This is a genomic window from Halomonas sp. GXIMD04776, assembly GCF_049808615.1.
Classification (GTDB): Bacteria; Pseudomonadota; Gammaproteobacteria; order Pseudomonadales; family Halomonadaceae; genus Modicisalibacter.
Genome location: NZ_JBNCAN010000002.1, coordinates 58,064 through 78,495, shown reverse-complemented (window position 1 = coordinate 78,495; position 20,432 = coordinate 58,064). Strand labels below are relative to the sequence as shown.

Annotated in this window: 18 protein-coding genes; 3 read left to right on the top strand and 15 right to left on the bottom strand. The window is 58.1% G+C overall.

Annotated elements, in window-relative coordinates:
- Nucleotides 1–71: 71 nt before the first annotated feature.
- Nucleotides 72–935, top strand: a complete 864-nt coding sequence (locus ACPF7Z_RS01690) for a DNA replication terminus site-binding protein (protein ID WP_425191423.1) — start codon at nt 72–74, stop codon at nt 933–935.
- A 150-nt stretch (nt 936–1,085) separates the two neighbouring features.
- Here ACPF7Z_RS01690 and nqrM read toward each other — a convergent pair whose 3' ends face one another.
- From nqrM to ACPF7Z_RS01645, 9 genes are all read right to left on the bottom strand, one after another.
- The gene (nqrM, locus tag ACPF7Z_RS01685; RefSeq protein WP_425191422.1) at nt 1,086–1,343 is read right to left on the bottom strand and encodes a (Na+)-NQR maturation NqrM; all 258 of its coding nucleotides are present in this window, start codon (nt 1,341–1,343) and stop codon (nt 1,086–1,088) included.
- On the bottom strand, nt 1,343–2,410 hold the full coding sequence (locus ACPF7Z_RS01680) for an FAD:protein FMN transferase (RefSeq protein ID WP_425191421.1): 1,068 nt from the start codon (nt 2,408–2,410) through the stop codon (nt 1,343–1,345). The genes nqrM and ACPF7Z_RS01680 overlap by 1 nt, the downstream gene beginning before the upstream one ends.
- On the bottom strand, nt 2,407–3,639 hold the full coding sequence (nqrF, locus tag ACPF7Z_RS01675) for an NADH:ubiquinone reductase (Na(+)-transporting) subunit F (RefSeq protein WP_425191420.1): 1,233 nt from the start codon (nt 3,637–3,639) through the stop codon (nt 2,407–2,409). Before nqrF ends, ACPF7Z_RS01680 begins: the two co-directional genes overlap by 4 nt.
- A 23-nt stretch (nt 3,640–3,662) precedes the next feature.
- Entirely contained in the window at nt 3,663–4,283 is a 621-nt protein-coding gene (nqrE, locus tag ACPF7Z_RS01670; protein WP_425191419.1) for an NADH:ubiquinone reductase (Na(+)-transporting) subunit E, read from the bottom strand.
- A complete protein-coding gene (locus ACPF7Z_RS01665; RefSeq protein WP_425191418.1) occupies nt 4,283–4,960 on the bottom strand; it encodes an NADH:ubiquinone reductase (Na(+)-transporting) subunit D in 678 nt (225 codons plus the stop codon). The genes nqrE and ACPF7Z_RS01665 overlap by 1 nt, the downstream gene beginning before the upstream one ends.
- Nucleotides 4,961–4,962: 2 nt before the next feature.
- Nucleotides 4,963–5,736, bottom strand: a complete 774-nt coding sequence (locus ACPF7Z_RS01660; protein ID WP_425191417.1) for a Na(+)-translocating NADH-quinone reductase subunit C — start codon at nt 5,734–5,736, stop codon at nt 4,963–4,965.
- Nucleotides 5,736–6,971, bottom strand: coding sequence for an NADH:ubiquinone reductase (Na(+)-transporting) subunit B (locus ACPF7Z_RS01655; protein WP_425191416.1), 1,236 nt, complete (start codon nt 6,969–6,971; stop codon nt 5,736–5,738). The genes ACPF7Z_RS01660 and ACPF7Z_RS01655 overlap by 1 nt, the downstream gene beginning before the upstream one ends.
- 4 nt (nt 6,972–6,975) lie before the next feature.
- A complete protein-coding gene (locus ACPF7Z_RS01650; protein ID WP_425191415.1) occupies nt 6,976–8,325 on the bottom strand; it encodes a Na(+)-translocating NADH-quinone reductase subunit A in 1,350 nt (449 codons plus the stop codon).
- A 294-nt stretch (nt 8,326–8,619) separates the two neighbouring features.
- Nucleotides 8,620–10,071, bottom strand: coding sequence for a glyceraldehyde-3-phosphate dehydrogenase (locus ACPF7Z_RS01645; RefSeq protein WP_425191414.1), 1,452 nt, complete (start codon nt 10,069–10,071; stop codon nt 8,620–8,622).
- A 226-nt stretch (nt 10,072–10,297) separates the two neighbouring features.
- Here ACPF7Z_RS01645 and mfd point away from each other — a divergent pair, with 226 nt between their 5' ends.
- The gene (mfd, locus tag ACPF7Z_RS01640; RefSeq protein ID WP_425191553.1) at nt 10,298–13,747 is read left to right on the top strand and encodes a transcription-repair coupling factor; all 3,450 of its coding nucleotides are present in this window, start codon (nt 10,298–10,300) and stop codon (nt 13,745–13,747) included.
- A 115-nt stretch (nt 13,748–13,862) separates the two neighbouring features.
- Nucleotides 13,863–14,972: a L,D-transpeptidase family protein gene (locus tag ACPF7Z_RS01635; RefSeq protein WP_425191413.1), complete on the top strand. Its 1,110-nt coding sequence runs from the start codon at nt 13,863–13,865 to the stop codon at nt 14,970–14,972.
- A gap of 137 nt (nt 14,973–15,109) precedes the next feature.
- On the opposite strand, the gene ACPF7Z_RS01630 is transcribed toward ACPF7Z_RS01635, so the two are convergent.
- The 6 genes from ACPF7Z_RS01630 to thpD all read right to left on the bottom strand — a co-directional run bounded on the left by ACPF7Z_RS01630 (nt 15,110) and on the right by thpD (nt 20,376).
- Complete coding sequence (locus tag ACPF7Z_RS01630; RefSeq protein WP_425191412.1) at nt 15,110–15,373, bottom strand: Lpp/OprI family alanine-zipper lipoprotein; 264 nt, start codon at nt 15,371–15,373, stop codon at nt 15,110–15,112.
- Nucleotides 15,374–15,453: 80 nt separating this feature from the next.
- Nucleotides 15,454–16,041 carry a L,D-transpeptidase family protein gene (locus tag ACPF7Z_RS01625; protein WP_425191411.1) on the bottom strand — a complete coding sequence of 196 codons (588 nt, stop codon included), beginning with the start codon at nt 16,039–16,041 and terminating at the stop codon, nt 15,454–15,456.
- Between the two features lie 322 nt (nt 16,042–16,363).
- Nucleotides 16,364–16,831, bottom strand: a complete 468-nt coding sequence (locus ACPF7Z_RS01620; RefSeq protein ID WP_425191410.1) for a hypothetical protein — start codon at nt 16,829–16,831, stop codon at nt 16,364–16,366.
- Between the two features lie 234 nt (nt 16,832–17,065).
- Complete coding sequence (locus ACPF7Z_RS01615; protein WP_425191409.1) at nt 17,066–17,656, bottom strand: DUF4202 domain-containing protein; 591 nt, start codon at nt 17,654–17,656, stop codon at nt 17,066–17,068.
- Nucleotides 17,657–17,718: 62 nt separating this feature from the next.
- A complete protein-coding gene (locus ACPF7Z_RS01610; protein WP_425191408.1) occupies nt 17,719–19,308 on the bottom strand; it encodes an ABC-F family ATPase in 1,590 nt (529 codons plus the stop codon).
- Nucleotides 19,309–19,464: 156 nt separating this feature from the next.
- On the bottom strand, nt 19,465–20,376 hold the full coding sequence (thpD, locus tag ACPF7Z_RS01605) for an ectoine hydroxylase (RefSeq protein ID WP_425191407.1): 912 nt from the start codon (nt 20,374–20,376) through the stop codon (nt 19,465–19,467).
- Between the last annotated feature and the right edge of the window lie 56 nt (nt 20,377–20,432).

The window sequence follows — 20,432 nt, the reverse complement described above, 5'->3', positions numbered from 1 at the left end:
ATGGCAAAATCGAGCTCAGTGATTGAGGTAACGGTATAAGAAACGATATAAAAATTACGAGGAATGATTCGATGGATGTACAGTATCGTCTGCTCGCGGAACTGGAAGCGGCCTTTGATCGTCTGGTTGAACGAATCGATGCTTTACTCGAGGTCTACGAGGCGAGTCCCGGACAGGCTTGGGCGCTTGAGTCGCCACGTCCTGACGCCGAGTGGCTGCGCCGTGCTCTGCTCGATTTCTGGTATCAGGATGGTCAAGATGGGCGGGTGACACGCAGCTATGTGGGTCTGATCGCCGCCAACGAGAGGTTGCTGGGCACTGTCGCAGAGGTCAACACGGCCAAGAGTCATTTCAGCACGATACTGGCGCAGATTCGCCAACAAGCGGCCTCTCTGATTCCCGAGATCAAGGCAGTGCTCCCCTTTCGCCATCCAGTGCTGCACGATCACCTGCGCGGACAGGGACTGGCACGATTGCATCTCAAGCAATGCTGGCGCCATTTGCCTGTCGCCGACGCCCCTTTATCCCGAGTGCGCCTGGCCTGGTACACCAGCGGACGCTCGATCAAGCGCCTCACGACCCATGATGCCGAGCGCATGTTACTGGCATTGGACAGCGATGCGCCGCACGTGCGGATTCAACTCAAGCGCCTGGGCGGCGTACCGGATGGCGAAGCGCTGGCCCAGGTACAGCGTCAGGCACCGGTCATGCGTGCCAATCTATTTTTCCGGGAGCCGCTGGCCGATGGGCGCTCCCGCCGCGCCATGAACCTGCCCTTGCCACTTTTCATCCCGGCTTGCGATGGTCGCTTGCCGGATCACAATCAACCCCTTCCGCGACCGCCTCAAGGGCGCACCCGCGCCAAACGTAGTGACGAACGACTCGAAGAGGAGGTCTTCTTGCCGAGCCTGCGAATCTTTCGTTATCGCGGATGAACAACGAGGCCCTCTCCAGCGACCTAAGGATGCTTGTGATGAAGGCTAGGCTTACGGCACCTTGTCAAAATAGCCGGTCAATTTCGTTTAGTACCGCACTCGATAGGCCTTCGACATCATCGGATACCCGAAACACTTCAAGAGCAGTCTTTACCGCCGCGTCGCGTCGTAGCCGAGATCGGCACCGCGCTTTTCATCGGCACGGCGTTGAGCCATGGCTTGTTGCTTGCGATTCTCTTCCTCGCATACTTCGTCCTTGCCACCGCAAATGTCGCAGCCGTCCTTGAGCCCCAGATTGTTGAGGCCCCCACAGGACCCGGCGATCGGTTTACGCCCAAGCAATACACCGACCGACATGGCCGCTACCACCAGCAGCATGAAACCCAGTACCAGTATCCACAATGTCATTATGCCTCCTCCTCGGCAGCAGGCTCATCCAAGTAGGGCTCAAAGGATGAGCTCATGCGTGTTTCAAAGCCATCACCCTCTCTGACAACGAAATAGACGGCGATGTTCTCTCTCTCGGCCATGGCTAGGCCGGCCTCGGCCCCCATCACGGTAAAGGCGGTCGCCAGTGCATCCGCGGTGGCGCAACGCTTTGTAATGACGGTCACCGAGGCAACCCGATTGTCGATGGGCCGGCCGGTTCGCGGATCGATGGTATGGGAATAGCGTACGCCATCCGCTTCAAAATAGTTACGATAATCCCCTGAGGTCGCGACGGCGGCGGCCTTGAGATCGATGATGCGTTGTACGCTACGCTCACTGGATACCGGCTTTTCTACGGCGATACGCCAAGGACTACCGTCAGGCTTGTGGCCATGAGTGCGAATTTCGCCACCGATCTCGACCAGATAATTCTCGATGTCACTGGCCTCGAGATAGTCGGCCACTCGATCGCTGGCATAGCCTTTGGCGATTCCTGACAAGTCGACATAGACAGGCTTGGTCTTGTGAAGAATGCCGTCTTCCAACCGTAGCGCACCGACATCAACGCGAGTCAGCGCCTCATTGAGCGTCGAGGAATCGGGCACTTTTTCCGGTCGCCCTTCGGGCCCGAAGCCCCACAGGTTGACGGCTGGCCCGACCGTAATATCAAAGGCCCCTTGGGAGAGCTGCGCGATATGCTTTGATTCGCGAATGACCTCCGCGGTGGCCGGCGACACGAAAAAAGGCACGCCGACCGGAAGTCGATTGAAATGCGACAGTTCGGAGTCGTCACGATAGGTCGACATCAGGGCATCGATACGCTCGAGCTCGGCAAGAATACCCGACTCTAGCTTGGCAACATCGTCTTCCTCCAGATCGGCATAGGCGGTGACATGATAGCCGGTTCCGAAGATCGGCCCCTGAAATCGATGCTCTTCAGGCCCGCTGTCGCATCCCGCCAACAGTATCGATGACAGCATCACTAACAACAGGGCCAGCCCTCTTGAGGCCGGCCCTGTCAGTTTTCGAGAAGCAACTTCCATCATCCGCCGAAGTCATCCAGCATGATGTTCTCCGGCTCGACCCCCATGTCGGTCAGCATCTTGACCACGGATGCGTTCATCATGGGCGGCCCGCACATGTAGAACTCACAATCCTCCGGCGCCGGATGATCCTTGAGATACATGTCATACAGGACATTATGAATGAAGCCGGTCGGCCCTTCCCAGTTGTCCTCCGGCTGAGGATCGGAAAGCGCCAGGTGCCACTCGAAGTTATCGAACTCCTCGGCCAGCTGGTCATACTCCTCGTTGTAGAAGGTCTCGCGCCAGGAACGCGCGCCGTACCAGAACGACATCTTGCGCGTGGACTTAAGGCGCTTCAACTGGTCGAAGATGTGGCTGCGCATTGGCGCCATGCCGGCACCACCGCCAATGAAGACCATTTCCGCATCGGTGTCCTTGGCGAAGAATTCACCAAAGGGCCCCATTACCGTGACCTTGTCGCCGGGCTTGAGGGAGAACACATAGGTCGACATCAATCCCGGTGGATAATCGGTGTTGGGCGGTGGCGTGGCAATACGGATGTTGAACTTGAGCAGGCCTTTCTCTTCCGGGTAATTGGCCATGGAGTAGGCGCGTATGACCTCTTCATTGCTCTTGTGAGAGACATTGAAGAGCCCGAACTTTTCCCAGTCACCGCGGTACTCTTCCTCGATATCGAAATCGGAGAACTTGATATCATAGGGCGGCGCCACCAGCTGTACATACCCACCTGCACGGAAAGCCACCTCCTCACCTTCCGGCAGCTTCAGATTGAGCTCCTTGATGAAGGTTGCCACGTTGGGGTTGGAAGTGACTTCACACTCCCATTTCTTGACTCCGAAGACCTCCTCCGGCACCTCGATCTTCATGTCCTGCTTGACCGGCACCTGGCAGGAAAGTCGCCAGCCTTCCTTCTTCTCCCGCATGGTGAAATGGGATTCCTCGGTGGGCAGAATCGAGCCTCCTCCCTCGGAGATACGACACTTGCACTGGGCACAGGAACCGCCACCACCACAGGCGGAAGACAAGAAGATGCCATTGGAGGCCAGCGTCTGAAGCAGTTTGCCACCGGCCTGGGTAGTCATCGTGTTTTCGGGATCGTCATTGATCTCGATCGTAACGTCCCCGCTACTGACCAGCCGACTGCGTGCCGCCAGAATCACCAGAACAAGGCCGATGACGATCACGGTGAACATGATCACACCGAGCAGGATTACAGATATATCAACCATGTCGATTTCCTATTCCGTTGGCTTTATAGCTGGACGCCGGAGAAGGACATGAAGCCCAGCGACATCAGCCCGACGGTAATAAAAGTAATACCCAGCCCTTGCAAGCCAGCCGGCACGTCGCTGTACTTGAGTTTTTCACGAATACCCGCCAGCGCGGTAATCGCCAGTGCCCAGCCAATACCGGCGCCGGCGCCGTAGACGACAGACTCGCCAAAGCCGTAGCTGCGCTCGGCCATGAACAGCACCGCCCCGAGTATTGCGCAATTGACCGTGATCAATGGCAGGAAAACGCCAAGAGTGTTGTAAAGCGCCGGTACAAACTTGTCGAGGAACATCTCGAGAATCTGCACCATGGCGGCAATGACGCCGATGTAGCTCAGAAGCCCGAGGAAGGAGAGATCGATATTTTCCGTACCTTCGATGCCCGTCCAGGTTAGCGCCCCTTCCGCCAGCAGGTAATGCAGGATCAAGTTATTGGCCGGCACCGTGATGGTGAGCACCACGACCACAGCAATGCCCAGGCCAATGGCGGAAGAGACCTTCTTGGAAACGGCCAGAAAGGTACACATGCCCAGGAAGAACGCCAGGGCCATGTTTTCGACGAAGACCGCCTGAACGAACAGACTGAGATAATGGCCAAGCATTACGCGGTCTCCTTGATCTTGGTTTTACTGTTGGCAACGATACGGTATTCCGTCTTCTCGACCTGATCCGGATTGAAGGAACGCAGTATCCAGATCAGCAATCCAATGACGAAGAACGCCGACGGGGGCAACAACATCAGGCCATTGGGCACGTACCAACCGCCATTTTGCACCGCTGGCAGGATGGTGACACCAAACAAGCTGCCGGAACCCAGCAACTCACGCACGAAGCCGACAAACAGCAGGATCACGGCGTAACCCAACCCGTTGCCTACACCATCGAGGAAGCTCATCACCGGGCCGTTCTGCATGGCGTAGCCTTCGGCACGACCCATGACGATACAGTTGGTGATGATCAGCCCAACGAATACCGACAATTGCTTGGACATCTCATAGGCGTAGGCCTTGAGCACCTGATCCACCACGATGACCAAGGAGGCGATGATGGTCATCTGCACGATGATGCGGATGGATGAGGGAATGTGATGACGAAGCAGGGATACGAAGAGGTTGGAGAACGCAGTGACCACGATCACGGCAATCCCCATGACCAGCGACACGCTCATCGAGTTGGTGACCGCCAGAGCCGAACAGATCCCGAGCACCTGCAGGGCGATGGGATTGTTCTTGAACACCGGCGATAACAGCACACTTTTAGGAGTATCAGAGGCAGCCATGCTTACGCGTCTCCTTGGGTATTGTCATGAAAGCGGGCGAGATATTCGGCAAAACCCGCTTCGCTGAGCCAGAATTGCAGCATGTTGGTGACACCGCGGCTGGTCAAGGAGGCACCGGACAAGGCATCCGCCTCGTACTCGGAGTCGGCGCCGCCTTTCACCAGATGGATCTTCGGCTGCGTCGGGCTGTCATCGTAGACCTTCTTGCCATTCCATTGAGATTTCCAGCGCGGGTTGTCCACCTCGCCGCCAAGCCCCGGGGTCTCGGAGTGATCGTAGTAGGACAAGCCGACGATGGTGTTGCCGTCCCCTTCCAGGGCCAAAAAGCCGCGCATCATGCCCCACAATCCCTGGCCACGAATCGGCAGAATGATCTGGTTCGGGTCTTCCGGATCACCCACCAGATAGACCGTCGAGAATTTCTCCTGGCGCATAAGACCTGCCGGATCATCACCGGACAAGGTGCGCGAGGTCGCGGGATCCTTGGCCGCATCGAACTGATTATAGGTCTCGGCATCGAGCTCTTCGGTATACTCGCCAGTCTCGAGATTGATTACGCGGGAGGTAATCTTTTCCTTGAACAGCTCGTTGACATCGACGCCGGGCTGGTTGAGTTCGGCAACCTGCAGGATGTTGCTCTTGCGATCGAGCTCCTGATTCATCTGCTGGGTCGGCCGCAGCACCACCGCCGCAGTGGAGACGATGACAGAACAGACGATGCACAACGACAAGGCAACCGTCAGCGTCTTCTTGATGGAATTATTACTGGCTGCCATTAGGCGACCTCCTCGGTGCTCGAATTGAAGGCGACCTCACGCTTCTGACGGCGTTTGACATTGGCCTGCACGACAAAGTGATCGATCAGCGGCGCAAACAGGTTGGCGAACAGTATCGCCAGCATGATGCCCTCCGGGAAGGCCGGATTGACCACTCGGATCAGCACCGTCATCACGCCGATCAAGGCGCCGAAGATCAGCTTACCGGGGTTGGTCATGGAGGCCGAGACCGGATCGGTGGCCATGAACACCAGGCCGAAGGCGAAACCGCCGACCACCAGATGCCAGTACCAGGGCATGGCAAACATCGTATTGGTATCGGAGCCGATGACATTGAGCAGCAAGGACATCCACACCATGCCGAGGAAAACCCCTAGCATGATGCGCCAGGACGCCACCCGGGTCAGCAGCAGCACCGCCGCACCGAGCAGAATCGCCAAGGTGGATACCTCGCCTATCGAACCCGGCACGAAGCCCAAGAAGGCATCCCACCAGCTGTACTGCTCGGTCATGCCCGGCATGCCGTCGGTGACCACCATGGAGAGCGCCGTGGCCCCGGTATAGCCATCGGCGGCCACCCAGACCGCATCACCGGAAATCTGGGCCGGATAGGCAAAATAGAGGAAAGCCCGCCCGGTCAGCGCGGGATTGAGAAAGTTCTTGCCGGTCCCCCCGAAGATCTCCTTGCCGATCACGATCCCGAAGGTGATACCCAATGCCACCTGCCACAGCGGAATGGTCGCCGGGAGAATCAGCGCATAGAGAACGGAAGAAACAAAGAATCCTTCGTTGACTTCATGGCCTCGCTTGACGGCGAATAGCACTTCCCAGAAACCGCCCACCACGAAGGTCACCAGATAGATGGGCAGGAAGTAAGTAGCACCGAGAATGAAGTTGGCCCAGATGCTGCCCGGCTCATGTCCGCTGGTCAACGCCAGCGTCACCGCCTCACGCCAGCCTCCCAGAGCGCCATAGCCATCGGCGATGGCCAGATTGGCCTGCAAGCCAGCATTGTACATGCCGAAGAACATGGCGGGGAACGTGCACAGCCATACCGTGATCATGATGCGCTTCAGATCGATACCATCGCGCACATGCGCCGTGCCCTTGGTGACATCCGGGGGCGCATAGAAGATGGTGTCTACCGCTTCGTAAAGCGCATAAAACTTCTCGTAGCGACCACCTTTGTGAAAATGCGGTTCGAGATTGTCGAGTGTCTTGCGGATACCCATCATCGGATTAGGCCTCTTTCTCGATCGTGGTGAGGTTGTCACGCAGGATGGGACCATACTCGTACTTGCCAGGACAGACGTACGTGCACAGCGCCAGGTCCTCTTCATCCAGCTCAAGGCAACCGAGCTGCATGGCGTCTTCAATATCGCCGACGATCAACGAACGTAATAACTGCGTCGGCAGAATATCCAGCGGCATGACCTTTTCGTAGGCACCGACAGGTACCATGGCACGCTCGGAACCGTTGGTCGAGGTGTCCGGTGCGTACTTGGGCAGGCCCAGGAACTGGGAGATGTAGATACCCATGACCGAATGACGATTACGACCCGGCGACAGCCACCCCATGAAGGCGCGCTTGTTGTTCTCTTCTATCAACGAGAACTGAGAATGAAAGCGGCCCAGGAAACGGCGCGATCCCTCGGCGGTGAAGCCGCCGAACACCGAGCCGGAAATCACACGGGTCTCCTCGGGTTCGACGACTTCGTTCTCGAGCAGTTCCGTGCTGCTGGCGCCGACCCGGGTACGAAGTAGCCGCGGTTGCTGGGCGCGAGGCCCGCCGACTGCGACGATCCGCCGCATATCCAGGCGCCCTTCGGTGAACAGGGTACCGATCGCCATGACATCCTGATAGCCGATGTGCCAGACCTTACGCTTCAAGCCCACCGGCGACAAAAAATGGATATGGGTCCCCGGCAACCCCGCCGGATGCAGGCCGCTGAAAGTCTCGACCTGCACACCGTCACTGTCGCCGCCTGGCAAATCGATGTCGGGTGACTGACACAGATACACCTTGCCCGGCGTCAGATGCTTGAGCACCTTGAGTCCATTGGCAAAGGCCTGAGGATTTTCATTGATGACCACCGCCGGCTCAGCGCAGAGAGGATGGGTATCGATGGCGGTAACGAAGATATCGGCAGGCACGGCATCGAGGGCCGGCGTCCGTGAGAAGGGACGTGTGCGCAGCGCGGTCCAAAGGCCGGACTCGATCAGTTGATCGACCACCTCCTGACGCCCGAGATTGGCCAACGCTCCGGCGCCATGGGCCTTGAACTCGATGGCTTGTTCCTGGTCGTCGAGGCGAATCACCACGGACAGCAGCATGCGCCGCTCACCCCGATTGATAGCCACGACTTCACCAGCACCAGGTGAAGTGAAACGAACACCGGGGATCTTCTTGTCGGTGAACAGGAGCTGTCCCAACGCTACCCTGTCCCCTTCCTTGACCTCCATAGTCGGCTTCATGCCGACATAGTCAGGTCCCAGAATCGCCACATGACGAACGGGCGTGGCATCGTGGATACGCTGCTCAGGAGCTCCAGCGATTGGGAGATCCAGGCCTCGTTTGACTTCGATCATAGTCTCGCCCAGTTATCGGTTCTGATAATAGAAATGACAAGCAATACAGCGAGCATCGGCTCCAGCCTGCGGTCGTACCATGCCGTATTCCGCCTGAGATGATTAGGCGGCTTCGTGCTTTTCTTATCAGAAGGTTGTCTTGAACGGTTCGCAATCAAACGAACCGCAGCAAAAAGTCGCCATCATTATAAAGAGGCATGGTGAGAAAGACCACCTGACCGAAGGTCGGGGTTGCCAGGAAAATGGCGGTGAAGGCAGCTGCCCCGGTCCAGCCGGGGCAATGAAGACAGGCGATCAGTCGCGAGCGACGGGGAGATATTTGAAGCGCACGTTGGACATGTACTGCATGAGTCGCACCACCTGACAACTGTAGCCGAACTCGTTGTCGTACCAGACATACAGCACCACATTCGAGCCGTCGACGATGGTCGCCTTGGCATCCACGATACCGGCATGCCGATTACCGACGAAATCGGAGGAGACTACTTCAGGAGAATCGACATAGTCGATCTGCTTCTGCATCGATGAATGCAGGGCCACTTCACGCAAATAGCCATTGACGCCGTCCGTATCGGCGCTTTTCTCGAGGTTGAGGTTGAGAATGGCCATGGAAACGTTGGGTGTCGGGACGCGAATGGCATTACCTGTCAGCTTGTTGGAAAGCTCGGGTAGTGCCTTGGCTACTGCCTTGGCGGCGCCGGTCTCGGTCAGCACCATGTTTAGCGGCGCGCTACGACCACGACGATCGCCCTTGTGATAGTTGTCGATCAGGTTCTGATCGTTGGTATAAGCGTGCACCGTTTCCACGTGACCATGCTTGATGCCGTACTCGTCATTGATCGCCTTGAGCACCGGCACGATGGCGTTGGTGGTACAGGAGGCTGCAGAGATGATGCGATCCTCACCGATATCACGGTGATTGATGCCGTAGACGATGTTCTTGACATCGCCCTTACCGGGAGCCGTGAGCAATGCCTTGGCCACACCCTTGCACTGCAGGTGCTGCGAAAGCCCCTCTTCGTCGCGCCACTTGCCGGTATTATCGACGACGATCGCATTATCGATACCGTACTCGGTGTAATCGATCTCAGCGGGTGAGTTGGCGTAGATGACCTTGATGTAATTGCCATTGGCGATCAGCGCACCGTTCTCGTGATCGACGCTGATCGAGCCGGCGAACGGACCGTGCACCGAATCGCGGCGCAGCAGACTGGCCCGCTTTTCCAGATCGTCACCGGAACCACGCACGACGATGGCACGTAGACGCAGCAGATTACCGCCGCCCGCCTTTTCGATCATGATGCGCGCCAGAATGCGGCCGATACGACCGAAGCCATAGAGCACCACGTCCTTGGGCTCGCCTCCCATGCCATTAGCACTATGGGCATCCACGATCTCGGCCAGCTCTTCTCTCAGATAGGCCTCGGCATCATCACGGCCACTGCGCTTGAAAGCGACGGCCAATCTCCCCAGGTCGATATGCGCCGGCCCTAGCTCGAGTTCGGTCATGGCCTTGACCAGCGGAAAAGTATCACGCACGGACAGCTCGGTCCCTTCGACTCTCTTCACGTAGCGGTGATTCTTGATGATGCGCAGAACTGAGCGATTGATCAGTGAGCGGCCATAGAGTGACGGCACGACATTGTACTTGCGATAGAGCTTGCCAAGCAGCGGAATCATCTCTTCGGCAAGGGCTTCATTGTCCTGCCATTCCTGGAAATAGTTATCGAGTTTTTCCTGGCTCACGGGGGTAGTCTCCTCACTGACATAAGTATCCAATAATGGCGGCTATTATCCTTACCCTCTATGGATGACCGCAATCGCTGTATGGTCGCAGGCGTTGTAAGCTCACTACAGGATTCGGGGGTTGACTACAAACGCCGATTAGCGCATGGCATCTCTTCGCTTTCTCGTTCCCGCACCAAGACTGCTATCATCGCCTACTCTCAATGCCTTTGCGTTCAAATCGCCGATGTCGAATTTCTCTGCCTTAGCACCGCCTCAGCCTTCCGGAACCCGCGAAACTCTCTACTGGCAAGCCCCCCACGGCTGCGCCACCGCGCTGGCGCTGGCCCGATTGGCGGATAGCGCCCCGTTGCTGGTGGTCACCCCGGACACCGCCGCCGCTCAGCGCCTGGAAAGTGACCTGCGTTTTTTTGCCAGTGTCCCGGTACTGCCATTTCCCGATTGGGAAACGCTGCCCTACGACAGCTTCTCGCCGCACCAGGACATTGTCTCCGAGCGTTTGCGTACGCTGCGGCGGCTTCAGGAGTCGCGGGACGGTATCGTACTGGTGCCGATCAACACCCTCATGCAACGCCTGCCGCCGAGCGACTATATCGCCGGGCGCGTGCTGACCTTGAGCATCGGCATGACCATCGATCGCGAAGGGTTTCGCGAGAAGCTCTCCCGGGCCGGCTACCGGGCCGTGGAGACCGTGTATGAGCCCGGCGAATATGCCTTGCGCGGCGCTCTGATCGATCTGTATCCCATGGGCTCCGAGGCGCCACTGCGCATCGACCTGTTCGATGACGAGATCGATACCCTGCGCCACTTCGATCCCGACACCCAGCGCAGCGCCGACAAGGTCACGAGCGTCGAGCTACTGCCGGCCCACGAATATTCGCTCTCGCGTTCGGCCATCGCCTGTTTCCGCGAGGGTTTCGAGACGCTGTTCGACGTCGACCCACGCCAGTGCCCCCTCTACAACGACGCCCTCAAAGGCATCCCTTCCCCGGGGCTCGAGCAGTATCTGCCGCTATTCTTTGAAGAGACCGCGACCCTGTTCGATCATCTGGCCGACAGGACACAAGTCGCTCTGCTGCCGGGTGTATTCGAGGCGGCGGAACACCACTGGGCTGCGATCCAGAGCCGCTATGAGAATCTCGGCGTCGACCCTACCCGGCCGTTGCTGCCACCGGCCCGGGCCTTCATTCCGGTGCCCGACGTATTCGCCGCCATCAAGGCCAAACCCCGGGTCGCGCTGGTCGATAACGATGAACATCCTCATGCACATCAACCCTCGACCCAGGCACCGCCTCAGGTGGCCATCAACGCCCGGGCCCAGAAGCCCTTGGCCAAGCTCGAAGAATTCTTGGCGGCGCATCGGGATCTTCGCGTGCTGTTCGTCGCCGAATCCCGCGGTCGTCGCGAAGCGCTGGAGGAAACGCTTGGCGTGTTGCATCTGGAAATACCGCATGTCGAACACTGGCAGGCGTTCCTCGATGCCGACAACCGACTTGCCATCACCGAAAACGAACTCGATGAGGGTCTGTGGCTCGCGGATCCGGCCCTCGCCATCGTCACCGAAACGGAACTGTTCGGTGAGGTGGTGCGCCAAACCCGACGCCGCGAAAAGACGACCGACGACAACGAACTCGCGGTTCGCCACCTTTCCGAGCTGCGGCCCGGCGCACCGGTGGTCCATCAGACCCACGGGGTGGGTCGCTATCAGGGGTTGGAAGCGCTGGAGGCAGGCGGTCAAGCGGCGGAATTCGTCGCGCTCGAATACGCCGGTGGGGCCAAACTCTACGTACCGGTGGACAACCTGCATCTGATCTCACGCTATGCCGGCGCCTCGGAAGAGCTTGCACCCCTGCACAAGCTGGGCTCGGACAGCTGGGACAAGGCCAAGCGGAAGGCTGCCGAAAAGATCCGCGATACCGCCGCGGAACTGCTCGATGTCTATGCTCGCCGCGAAGCTCGCGAGGGATTCGCCTGTGCCGAGCCCGGTGAAGAGTATCAGCGCTTCGCTGCCAGCTTTCCCTTCGAGGAGACGCCGGATCAGCGTGCCGCCATTCATGCCGTGATTGGCGACATGGTAGCCCCCCGCCCCATGGACCGGGTGGTCTGCGGCGATGTGGGCTTCGGCAAGACCGAGGTCGCCATGCGCGCGGCTTTTCTGGCGGTCCATTCCGAACGTCAGGTAGTGGTGCTGGTACCCACTACCCTGCTCGCTCAGCAGCATTTTGATAACTTCCGCGACCGCTTTGCCGATACCGCCGTGCAGATCGAACTGATCTCGCGTTTCACCGGCGGCAAGGGTCAGGCCGACACGCTCAAACGCATCGAAGATGGGCGTGCCGACATCGTCATTGGCACCCACAAACTGCTCTCGAAGACGATGAAGCTCCCCAACATGGGGCTGCTGATCATCGATGAGGAGCATCGCTTCGGGGTAGCGCAAAAGGAAAGATTGAAAAGCCTGCGTGCCGAGGTCGATATTCTCACCCTGACCGCCACACCGATTCCGCGCACCCTGAACATGGCCATGAGCGGCATGCGCGATCTATCGATCATCGCCACCCCGCCGGCGCGCCGCCTCTCCGTGAAGACCTTCGTTCAGCAACGCAACGAGCCGATAATCAAGGAGGCGATGCTGCGCGAGATCCTGCGTGGGGGGCAGGTCTACTTCCTGCACAACGAAGTCAAAAGTATCGAACAGGCAGCCCAGAAGATACGCGACATGGTGCCGGAAGCCCGGGTCGCAGTGGCCCATGGTCAACTGCCGGAGCGCTCTCTGGAGCGCATCATGTCGGACTTCTACCACAAGCGCTTCAATGTATTGGTATGCTCGACCATCATCGAGACCGGCATCGATGTGCCCAGCGCCAACACCATTCTCATCGAACGCGCCGACAAGTTCGGCCTGGCCCAGCTTCATCAGTTGCGTGGCCGTGTCGGGCGTAGTCACCACCAGGCCTATGCCTATCTGCTGACGCCGCCACCCAAGGCCATCACCAAGGACGCCTTGAAGCGTCTCGAGGCGATCAGCCAGGCCGAAGACCTGGGTGCCGGCTTCACCCTGGCCAGCCACGACATGGAAATTCGCGGTGCCGGCGAACTCCTCGGCGACGAGCAGAGCGGTCAGATGGAAACCATCGGCTACAGCCTCTATATGCAGATGCTCGATCGTGCGGTAAAGGCGATCCGCGCCGGCAAGACCCCCAACATCGAGGCGCCGCTGGACGAAGGTGTGGAAGTCAGCCTCAACTTGCCTGCGTTGATTCCCGACGACTACCTGCATGATGTACAACAGCGCCTGATCATGTACAAACGCATCAGCAACGCGGAGAACGAGGCGGATCTTCGCGAGCTTCAGGTTGAAATGATCGACCGCTTCGGCCTACTGCCCACGCCGGTCAAGACGCTGTTCCGTCAGACCCGGCTGCGCCAACGGGCCGAACGCCTGGGGATCGTACGCCTGGAGGCCGGCTCGGAGCGCGGGCGTGTGATTTTCGGCAGCGCCCCCGCCGTCGAGCCGATGACCCTGGTCGAGCTGATTCAACGCGATCCGGCTCATTACCGGCTGGAAGGGGCCGATACGCTACGCTTCGAGCTTGAGATGGAAACCGCCGAAGCCCGCTTGCAGGCCATCGACGCCCTACTCGACACCTTGAATCGCAAAGCGCAGGCGGCCTGAGGAAATACCAGCCGCCATTTCGCTGGGCTCCTGGACTACCGGGAATCCGCCTGCGGGAATATACTTAACGAGATGGCAACGGCCACCCGATCATCGACTTGGACAGGTCATTTACATGCATTCGATGCTGATATCACCGCAGATGTGGTTGGCCTTAAGCCTGCTGGCACTGCCCCCTTCCCTTTTTGCCGCGCAAGACGTGGCTCCTTCAGCCGCACGAGATGCGGCGAAGACCACCACTCCACAGCCGGGAATCGAGCATTATAGGCTGCAGGAAAACAGCGATGTCATCGGCCAGGTACAGACGACCACGGCACGTCATGACGACACCCTGATCGATATCGGCCGCCGCTATGGCATCGGCTATGAGGAAATGCGTCGAGCCAATCCGGAGGTCAGCGTATGGCTCCCGGGGGAAGGTACCGAGATCGTCATTCCCACACACTTCATTCTACCGCCAGGCCCGCGAGAGGGCATTGTGGTGAATGTCGCTGAAATGCGACTCTACTACTATCCCCCCACCAAGGAAGGCGAGGCACCGGAGGTCGAAACCTATCCAGTAAGCGTTGGCCGTATGGATTGGAAAACCCCCTTGGGCGAGACTACGATCACCGCCAAGGCCAAGGATCCCGCCTGGTATCCCCCCGCCTCGATCATCAAAGAGCACGCAGAGGAAGGTCGGCCTCTGGGACGCGTCGTTCCCCCGGGCCCTGACAATCCGCTGGGGCGACATGCCCTGCGCTTGAACATACCCGGCTATCTCATTCATGGCACCAATCGCCCAGGGGGGGTCGGCATGCGCGTGACCCATGGCTGTATTCGCATGCTGCCCGAGGATATCGACAGCTTGTTTTCCCGGTTACCCGTAGGCACCAAGGTGCGCCTGATCAACTCCCCTCTCAAGGTCGGCTGGTCGCAAAGTGGTATTCTTCACGTTCAGGCCTATCCATCCATGGAGGAGTCGGATGACACCTCGATCAAGCGCATCGATGAGGCATTTACCGCCGTGTCGAATGTCGTGAAGGGTCAGCAGTATCCGGTCGATTTCGCACGCCTGAAGCGAGTGACCGAAAATGCCACAGGCATGACCGAACCCCTGGTATTGGTCGAGCAACCCTTTGAGACGATCGAGCGCAAACCCAATGATCCTCTCTACGACAATCTCGAACTTCTCGAATCGATATACAGCCGTCTCGACACAGGTATGGCAACGGATGATGCTTGAATCAAGCCCTGCTGACCCATGTCGTGATGGAGTGTCGAGATTGACGCCTCCATAACGACGAAAGCCCTGCCTAGGCAGGGCTTTCGAGTCTTTCAGTCCATATCATGGCATCTCTTCGAGATGCCATGATCGATGGATCACTTACGCATGGAACGCTCGAACATCCGATCCATTTCCTGCTTGTTTTGCTGACTCTGCTGCAGGGCCTGCTCTGCAGTGCGCTGTGCCTGCTGCGCAGTGCTCAGAGCTTCGCGAGCCATGGTACGGGTTTCCTGACTCTGCATGTCAGCCTGGCTCATCTTGCCACTTTGCTCTTCGCTAGCGTTTGATGAGCAGCCTGCCATGACGGCCAGCGCCACACCAGCAGCAGCGATCTTGAGCGTAGTGCGAGTATTTTTCATGCTGTTCTCCTTGAGTCTTCCTTGGTTTTACTTACGTTTCCTGCGTAGGCAGGCCTTCTTGCAACTTCTTCTTTCATAACCTAGCGGATGATAACTTTCGTGCCAAGCTTCACCAAGTCCGTCAGACGTTCTATTTGCTGGTTGGTCACCGCAACACAGCCTTCCGTCCAGTTATAACGTCGATGAATGACCGGGTCACTCTCCCCTAGACCATGAATACCGATGTTGCCACCGAGCACTGTATCTTGAGGCGGTGCTCCGTGACGCCGATAATACGATAGGTAATCATAGAATTCATCATCGCTCAATATGCCCGCTTCCCGAGCCTCACGAGCATGCGCAAGTGTAGGATAATCGAGCCCCAGGAAAATATTGAAGCGACTATCGAGGTTGATCCAATTGATATGAAACTCACCCGTAGGCGTGGTTTTATCGCCACTGAAACGCGGTCTTTTGGCGCCTGCACGCCCTAAGGAAATCGGTGAGAACCGCTCGATTTCCTGATCGCCTCGATAAACGTGCAAAGTGGATGTTTCATCGTCTACCAGCAACCACACCGCTTGATCATCGGGGCTAGCATATAATCCTGGAATACAAAACAGCAATATTAAGAATAGTAGCAGCCCACGTATCACTTGACTCTTCACACCTTTTTTCTCTGGTTTCACACAATATGTCATTAATTGAAAAGAAGTAGCGGCAATCGACTCCTTGCGCAGAGAGCTCGCATGCTCGCCGACTTGGGTGCCTGACTCCTCTGACCCTTACCGAAGAGGCGATAAGTTCATCGGCACCAGCCACCCGATATCGCAGCATACAGATTCCTGCGTTCGTATGCTCGACAAAATAATGACGTTTCAGTGGTGTGATGCGAATCCACGGCGGGCGCCCAGATGGACCCATCGTGTCTTATGCTCCAGATCGGTTATCCGACTCTTGTCCAATGGCATCGTCTGGGCTAATCGGTCGCGCTCAGACGATATAACCGATTCAAAGCCGGTCCTGGGCTTCTTCTAGCACTCGGCACTGGGCTTGCTTCTGGTCGATGAATGAGGCGAACAGGGCTGCGAGCTCCGAAGTGGCATTGACCTCGAGCAGCTGTTGATAAAGATGCCGAGAGTGCCGTTCATCGCCGAGCATGCGCTCCAGCGCTTGGCTGGCCACCTGCTGATCGAGAACGAAGAAGGGATGATGACCAAGGGGTGTCTTGTGCACTGCCCTGGTCGTGGGCAAGTATTCAAAACCGAGATAGGCATTCACCCGGACGAGTTCATCCAGACGCCACTGGCTTTCGAGCACCAGCATGTCCATCAAGCGGCTTATCCCGATATTGAAGGGCTGAAAGCGTAGTGCCATGAGCCGATAGCGTCTGACCTCCTGGCCCTCGTGGGCATTGGCCAGTATGAGCAGTTCTTCTGGCAGAAGATTGGCGATGGTCGTGTCTTTTGCGTGCCGCATGACACCTCCCCCTTGCAACGACGTTTGACAAGCCATGGCCACGGCCTCAGTGACCTGGAAACAGGCGTGACAACAGTATGGAAGCGGGAAAGAGGCGAAAAATTGATCTTAGTCAGTTAAAAATAGGCTTTAGCTATAAATAGCAAGCTATTCAACATCGTTGATGGCAAATGCCATCTTGGTCAGGCAAGAAACTGATACCAACACCGCGAGCAGGATGAGGCTTTCGTGCAATCACTCCAGGGCTTTCTGCACCAGACGTTGCGCCTCGGCCGTCATCGGAATCGTGACGGCAAGCTCGTGCCCACGCGGCGACATCTTGTTCCAGGTCTTGCGCAGGATGCGCATCAGCTTCTCTTCATCATGTTCACTGGAAAAGTCGGCGAAGTAGTGCTCGAGAAAGACCAGACAGGCCGTGTCCTCAAGCGCCTGGGCCTCCGGGTCACGCCGTAATTGCTCCTTGCGAATCATCTGGGCAACACGTTCGCAAAGTGCCGCTTCGTAGCCCACTTTATCCAAGACCTGGGCGGCCCATTCGGCCTGAATACGACCCAGGTCGCGGCGCCAGGTCAGGTAGCCGGGGCGATCCTGGGGGTAGTCGGCTCTCGGAACGCGCCAGCGTTGCAGATGCTGAGCACGCACCGCCAGACGCAGAGCGTCCGAGGCATTGGGCTCCACCTGGTCAAGCCAAGCGCTCATGCGCTGGGCATAGAGCAGCTCATGGGGCACTTCCTGACCGTCGACTATCTCCCGACGCGGATCTTCGGCATGCAGGGCATCCAGACGGGCGATGGCGGTATCAAAGCGTGCATTAGGCGTGTTCATAATGAGATTTCCCCTCAAGCTCCGGTCCATTGGTCAGAATACGGTAAGCGCCGCGCATGTCACTAACCAAAGACACCCTGGCTACGCAGATACTCATCGTAACTGCCACTGAAATCGACCACGTCCTCGCCGCTCATGTCCAGGATGCGCGTGGCCAGCGAGGAGACGAATTCTCGATCATGACTGACGAAGATCAGCGTGCCCGGATAGTGCTCAAGCGCCAGGTTGAGCGCCTCGATGGATTCCATGTCGAGGTGGTTGGTGGGCTCATCCATGAGCAGGACGTTGGGCTTCTGTAGCGCCAGCTTGCCGAACAGCATGCGTCCCTGCTCGCCACCGGAGATCACCTTCACCGACTTGCCGATCTCGTCGTTGGAGAACAGCATGCGCCCCAGGGCGCCGCGAATCATTTGCTCGCCACCATCGGTCCACTGCGCCATCCACTCGTAGAGGGTGGCGTCATTGGCGAAATCGTCGCCGTGCTCCTGAGCGAAGTAGCCGAGCTCCGCGCTGTCGGTCCATTTTGCCGAACCGGCATCCGGCGCCAGTTCGCCCATCAGACAGCGCAGCAGCGTGGTCTTGCCGACGCCGTTGGGGCCGATGATGGCCACCCGCTCGCCGGCCTCGATCTGTAGGCCGAGACGCTCGAAAAGCGGCGCTCCTCCGAACCCTTTGGTCAATGCCTCGACGTTGACTGCGCCACGATGAATCTTGCGGTTCTGCTCGAAGCGAATGAAGGGACTGACCCGGCTCGACGGCTTGACCTCCTCGAGCTTGATCTTGTCGATCTTGCGCTGGCGGGAGGTGGCCTGCTTGGCCTTGGAGGCATTGGCCGAGAAACGGCTGACGAAGGCCTGTAGCTCGGCGATTTCCGCCTTCTTCTTGGCGTTATCGGCATGCAGGCGGTCGCGCGCCTGGGTCGCCGCGGTCATGTACTCATCGTAATTGCCAGGGAACAGCCGCAGCTCGCCGTAGTCCAGATCCGCCATGTGAGTACAGACACTGTTGAGGAAGTGGCGATCGTGGGAAATGATCACCATGGTGCTGTTGCGAGCCGTGAGCACCCCCTCGAGCCAGCGAATGGTGTTGATGTCCAGGTGGTTAGTGGGCTCGTCGAGCAGCAACACATCCGGGTCGGAAAACAGGGCTTGAGCGAGCAGCACCCGCAGCTTCCAGCCCGGCGACACCGCGCTCATGGGGCCGACGTGCTGCGATTCGGGAATCCCCAGACCCAGGAGCAGTTCGCCAGCGCGGGCGTCGGCGGTATAGCCGTCGAGTTCGGCGAACTGGACTTCCAGGTCCGCGACCCGCATGCCGTCCTCTTCGCTCATGTCCGTCTGGGCGTAGATGCGCTCGCGTTCGACAGCGACTCGCCATAACTCGGTGTTGCCCATGATCACGGTATCGATGACCCGATGCTGCTCAAAAGCGAACTGATCCTGGCGCAACTTGCCCAGGCGCGTACCGGATTCGAGCATCACCTGGCCGGCGGAGGGTTCGAGATCGCCACCGAGAATTCTCATGAAGGTCGACTTGCCGCTGCCATTGGCGCCGATCAGGCCGTAGCGATTGCCGTTGTTGAACTTGACCGAGACATTCTCGAACAGGGGCTTGGCCCCGAACTGCATGGTGATGTTGACGGTAGAGATCACGAAAGGTCCAATCGAAGGGGCTCGACGAGGCCGAGCGTGCAAAAGTGCGCGATTGTACCGATTTAACCAAGTTCTTTCATCAATACACGCTGCTCGTCACCTCAAAAGAAAAGGCACCGCATGGGTGCCTTGTCGAATGCCGTTGGGATTGCCGCCTCAATCGTCTACTGGCTTGAGTGGCGCCCAATCCGAGCGATTGGCCAGGAATTCGGGTCTCGGCTTGTTGCCGCAGTACGGGTCGTGCAACGTGTTCTCGACGCTGTTGTAGACGAAGAAGAGGTTGCTGCGCGGCCAGCAGGACATGTTGATGTTCGACCCATGCAGGGTATTGCACTCGAACATGATCAGCGAACCCGCCGGCCCCTTGGGCGCCTCGATCTCGCCCTTGAGCATGAGCTCCTTGAGACTGGCACCATCCGGCACACCGATTTCCTGGCTCTTCAGCGACTCCTTGTAGTTATTCTCCGGGGTGCGTCCCATGCAGGGGACGAAATACTTGTGTGAACCGGGAATCAGCATCAAAGGACCGTTGAACTCACCGTTATCGGTCAACACGATCGAGCAGCTCAAGGAGCGCATGCGCGGCATGCCGTCTTCGCTGTGCCAGGTCTCGAAGTCGGAGTGCCAGTCGAAGCCCTTGCCCTTGAAGCCAGGCTTGTAATTGATACGCGACTGGTGGATGTAGACGTCGCTACCCAGCAGTTGCTGGACCATCGCCAACAGGCGTGGGTCCCGAGTCAGACGACTGAAGCGCTCGGAGACCTCATGGATGCCGAAAATCGATCGGATCTCCTCATGGCCCGGCTCGAGGATGGTACCTTCGGACAGCTTCAGATCCTCGTCGTCCTCGTAGTCGCGCAGCTCCTGGATGAAGGCATCCATGTCCTCCTTGTCGAAGAAGCTGTCGAATGAGATGAATCCCTTGCGATCGAACTCGTCGATCTTGTCTTGGCTCAAGGGTCCGTTGGAGCGCTGCTCGCCCTGGCTATGTACCGTCGGGTCGATGCGCTCGAACATTCCCAACTTGCGTTCCAGACGTGTCGGAAACAGATCTTGAGTATCTTTCATGGCAAACTCCTCCGTTAGTCTGCTGTCAGCGTTGGCCATGCCATCTCAGGGCATAG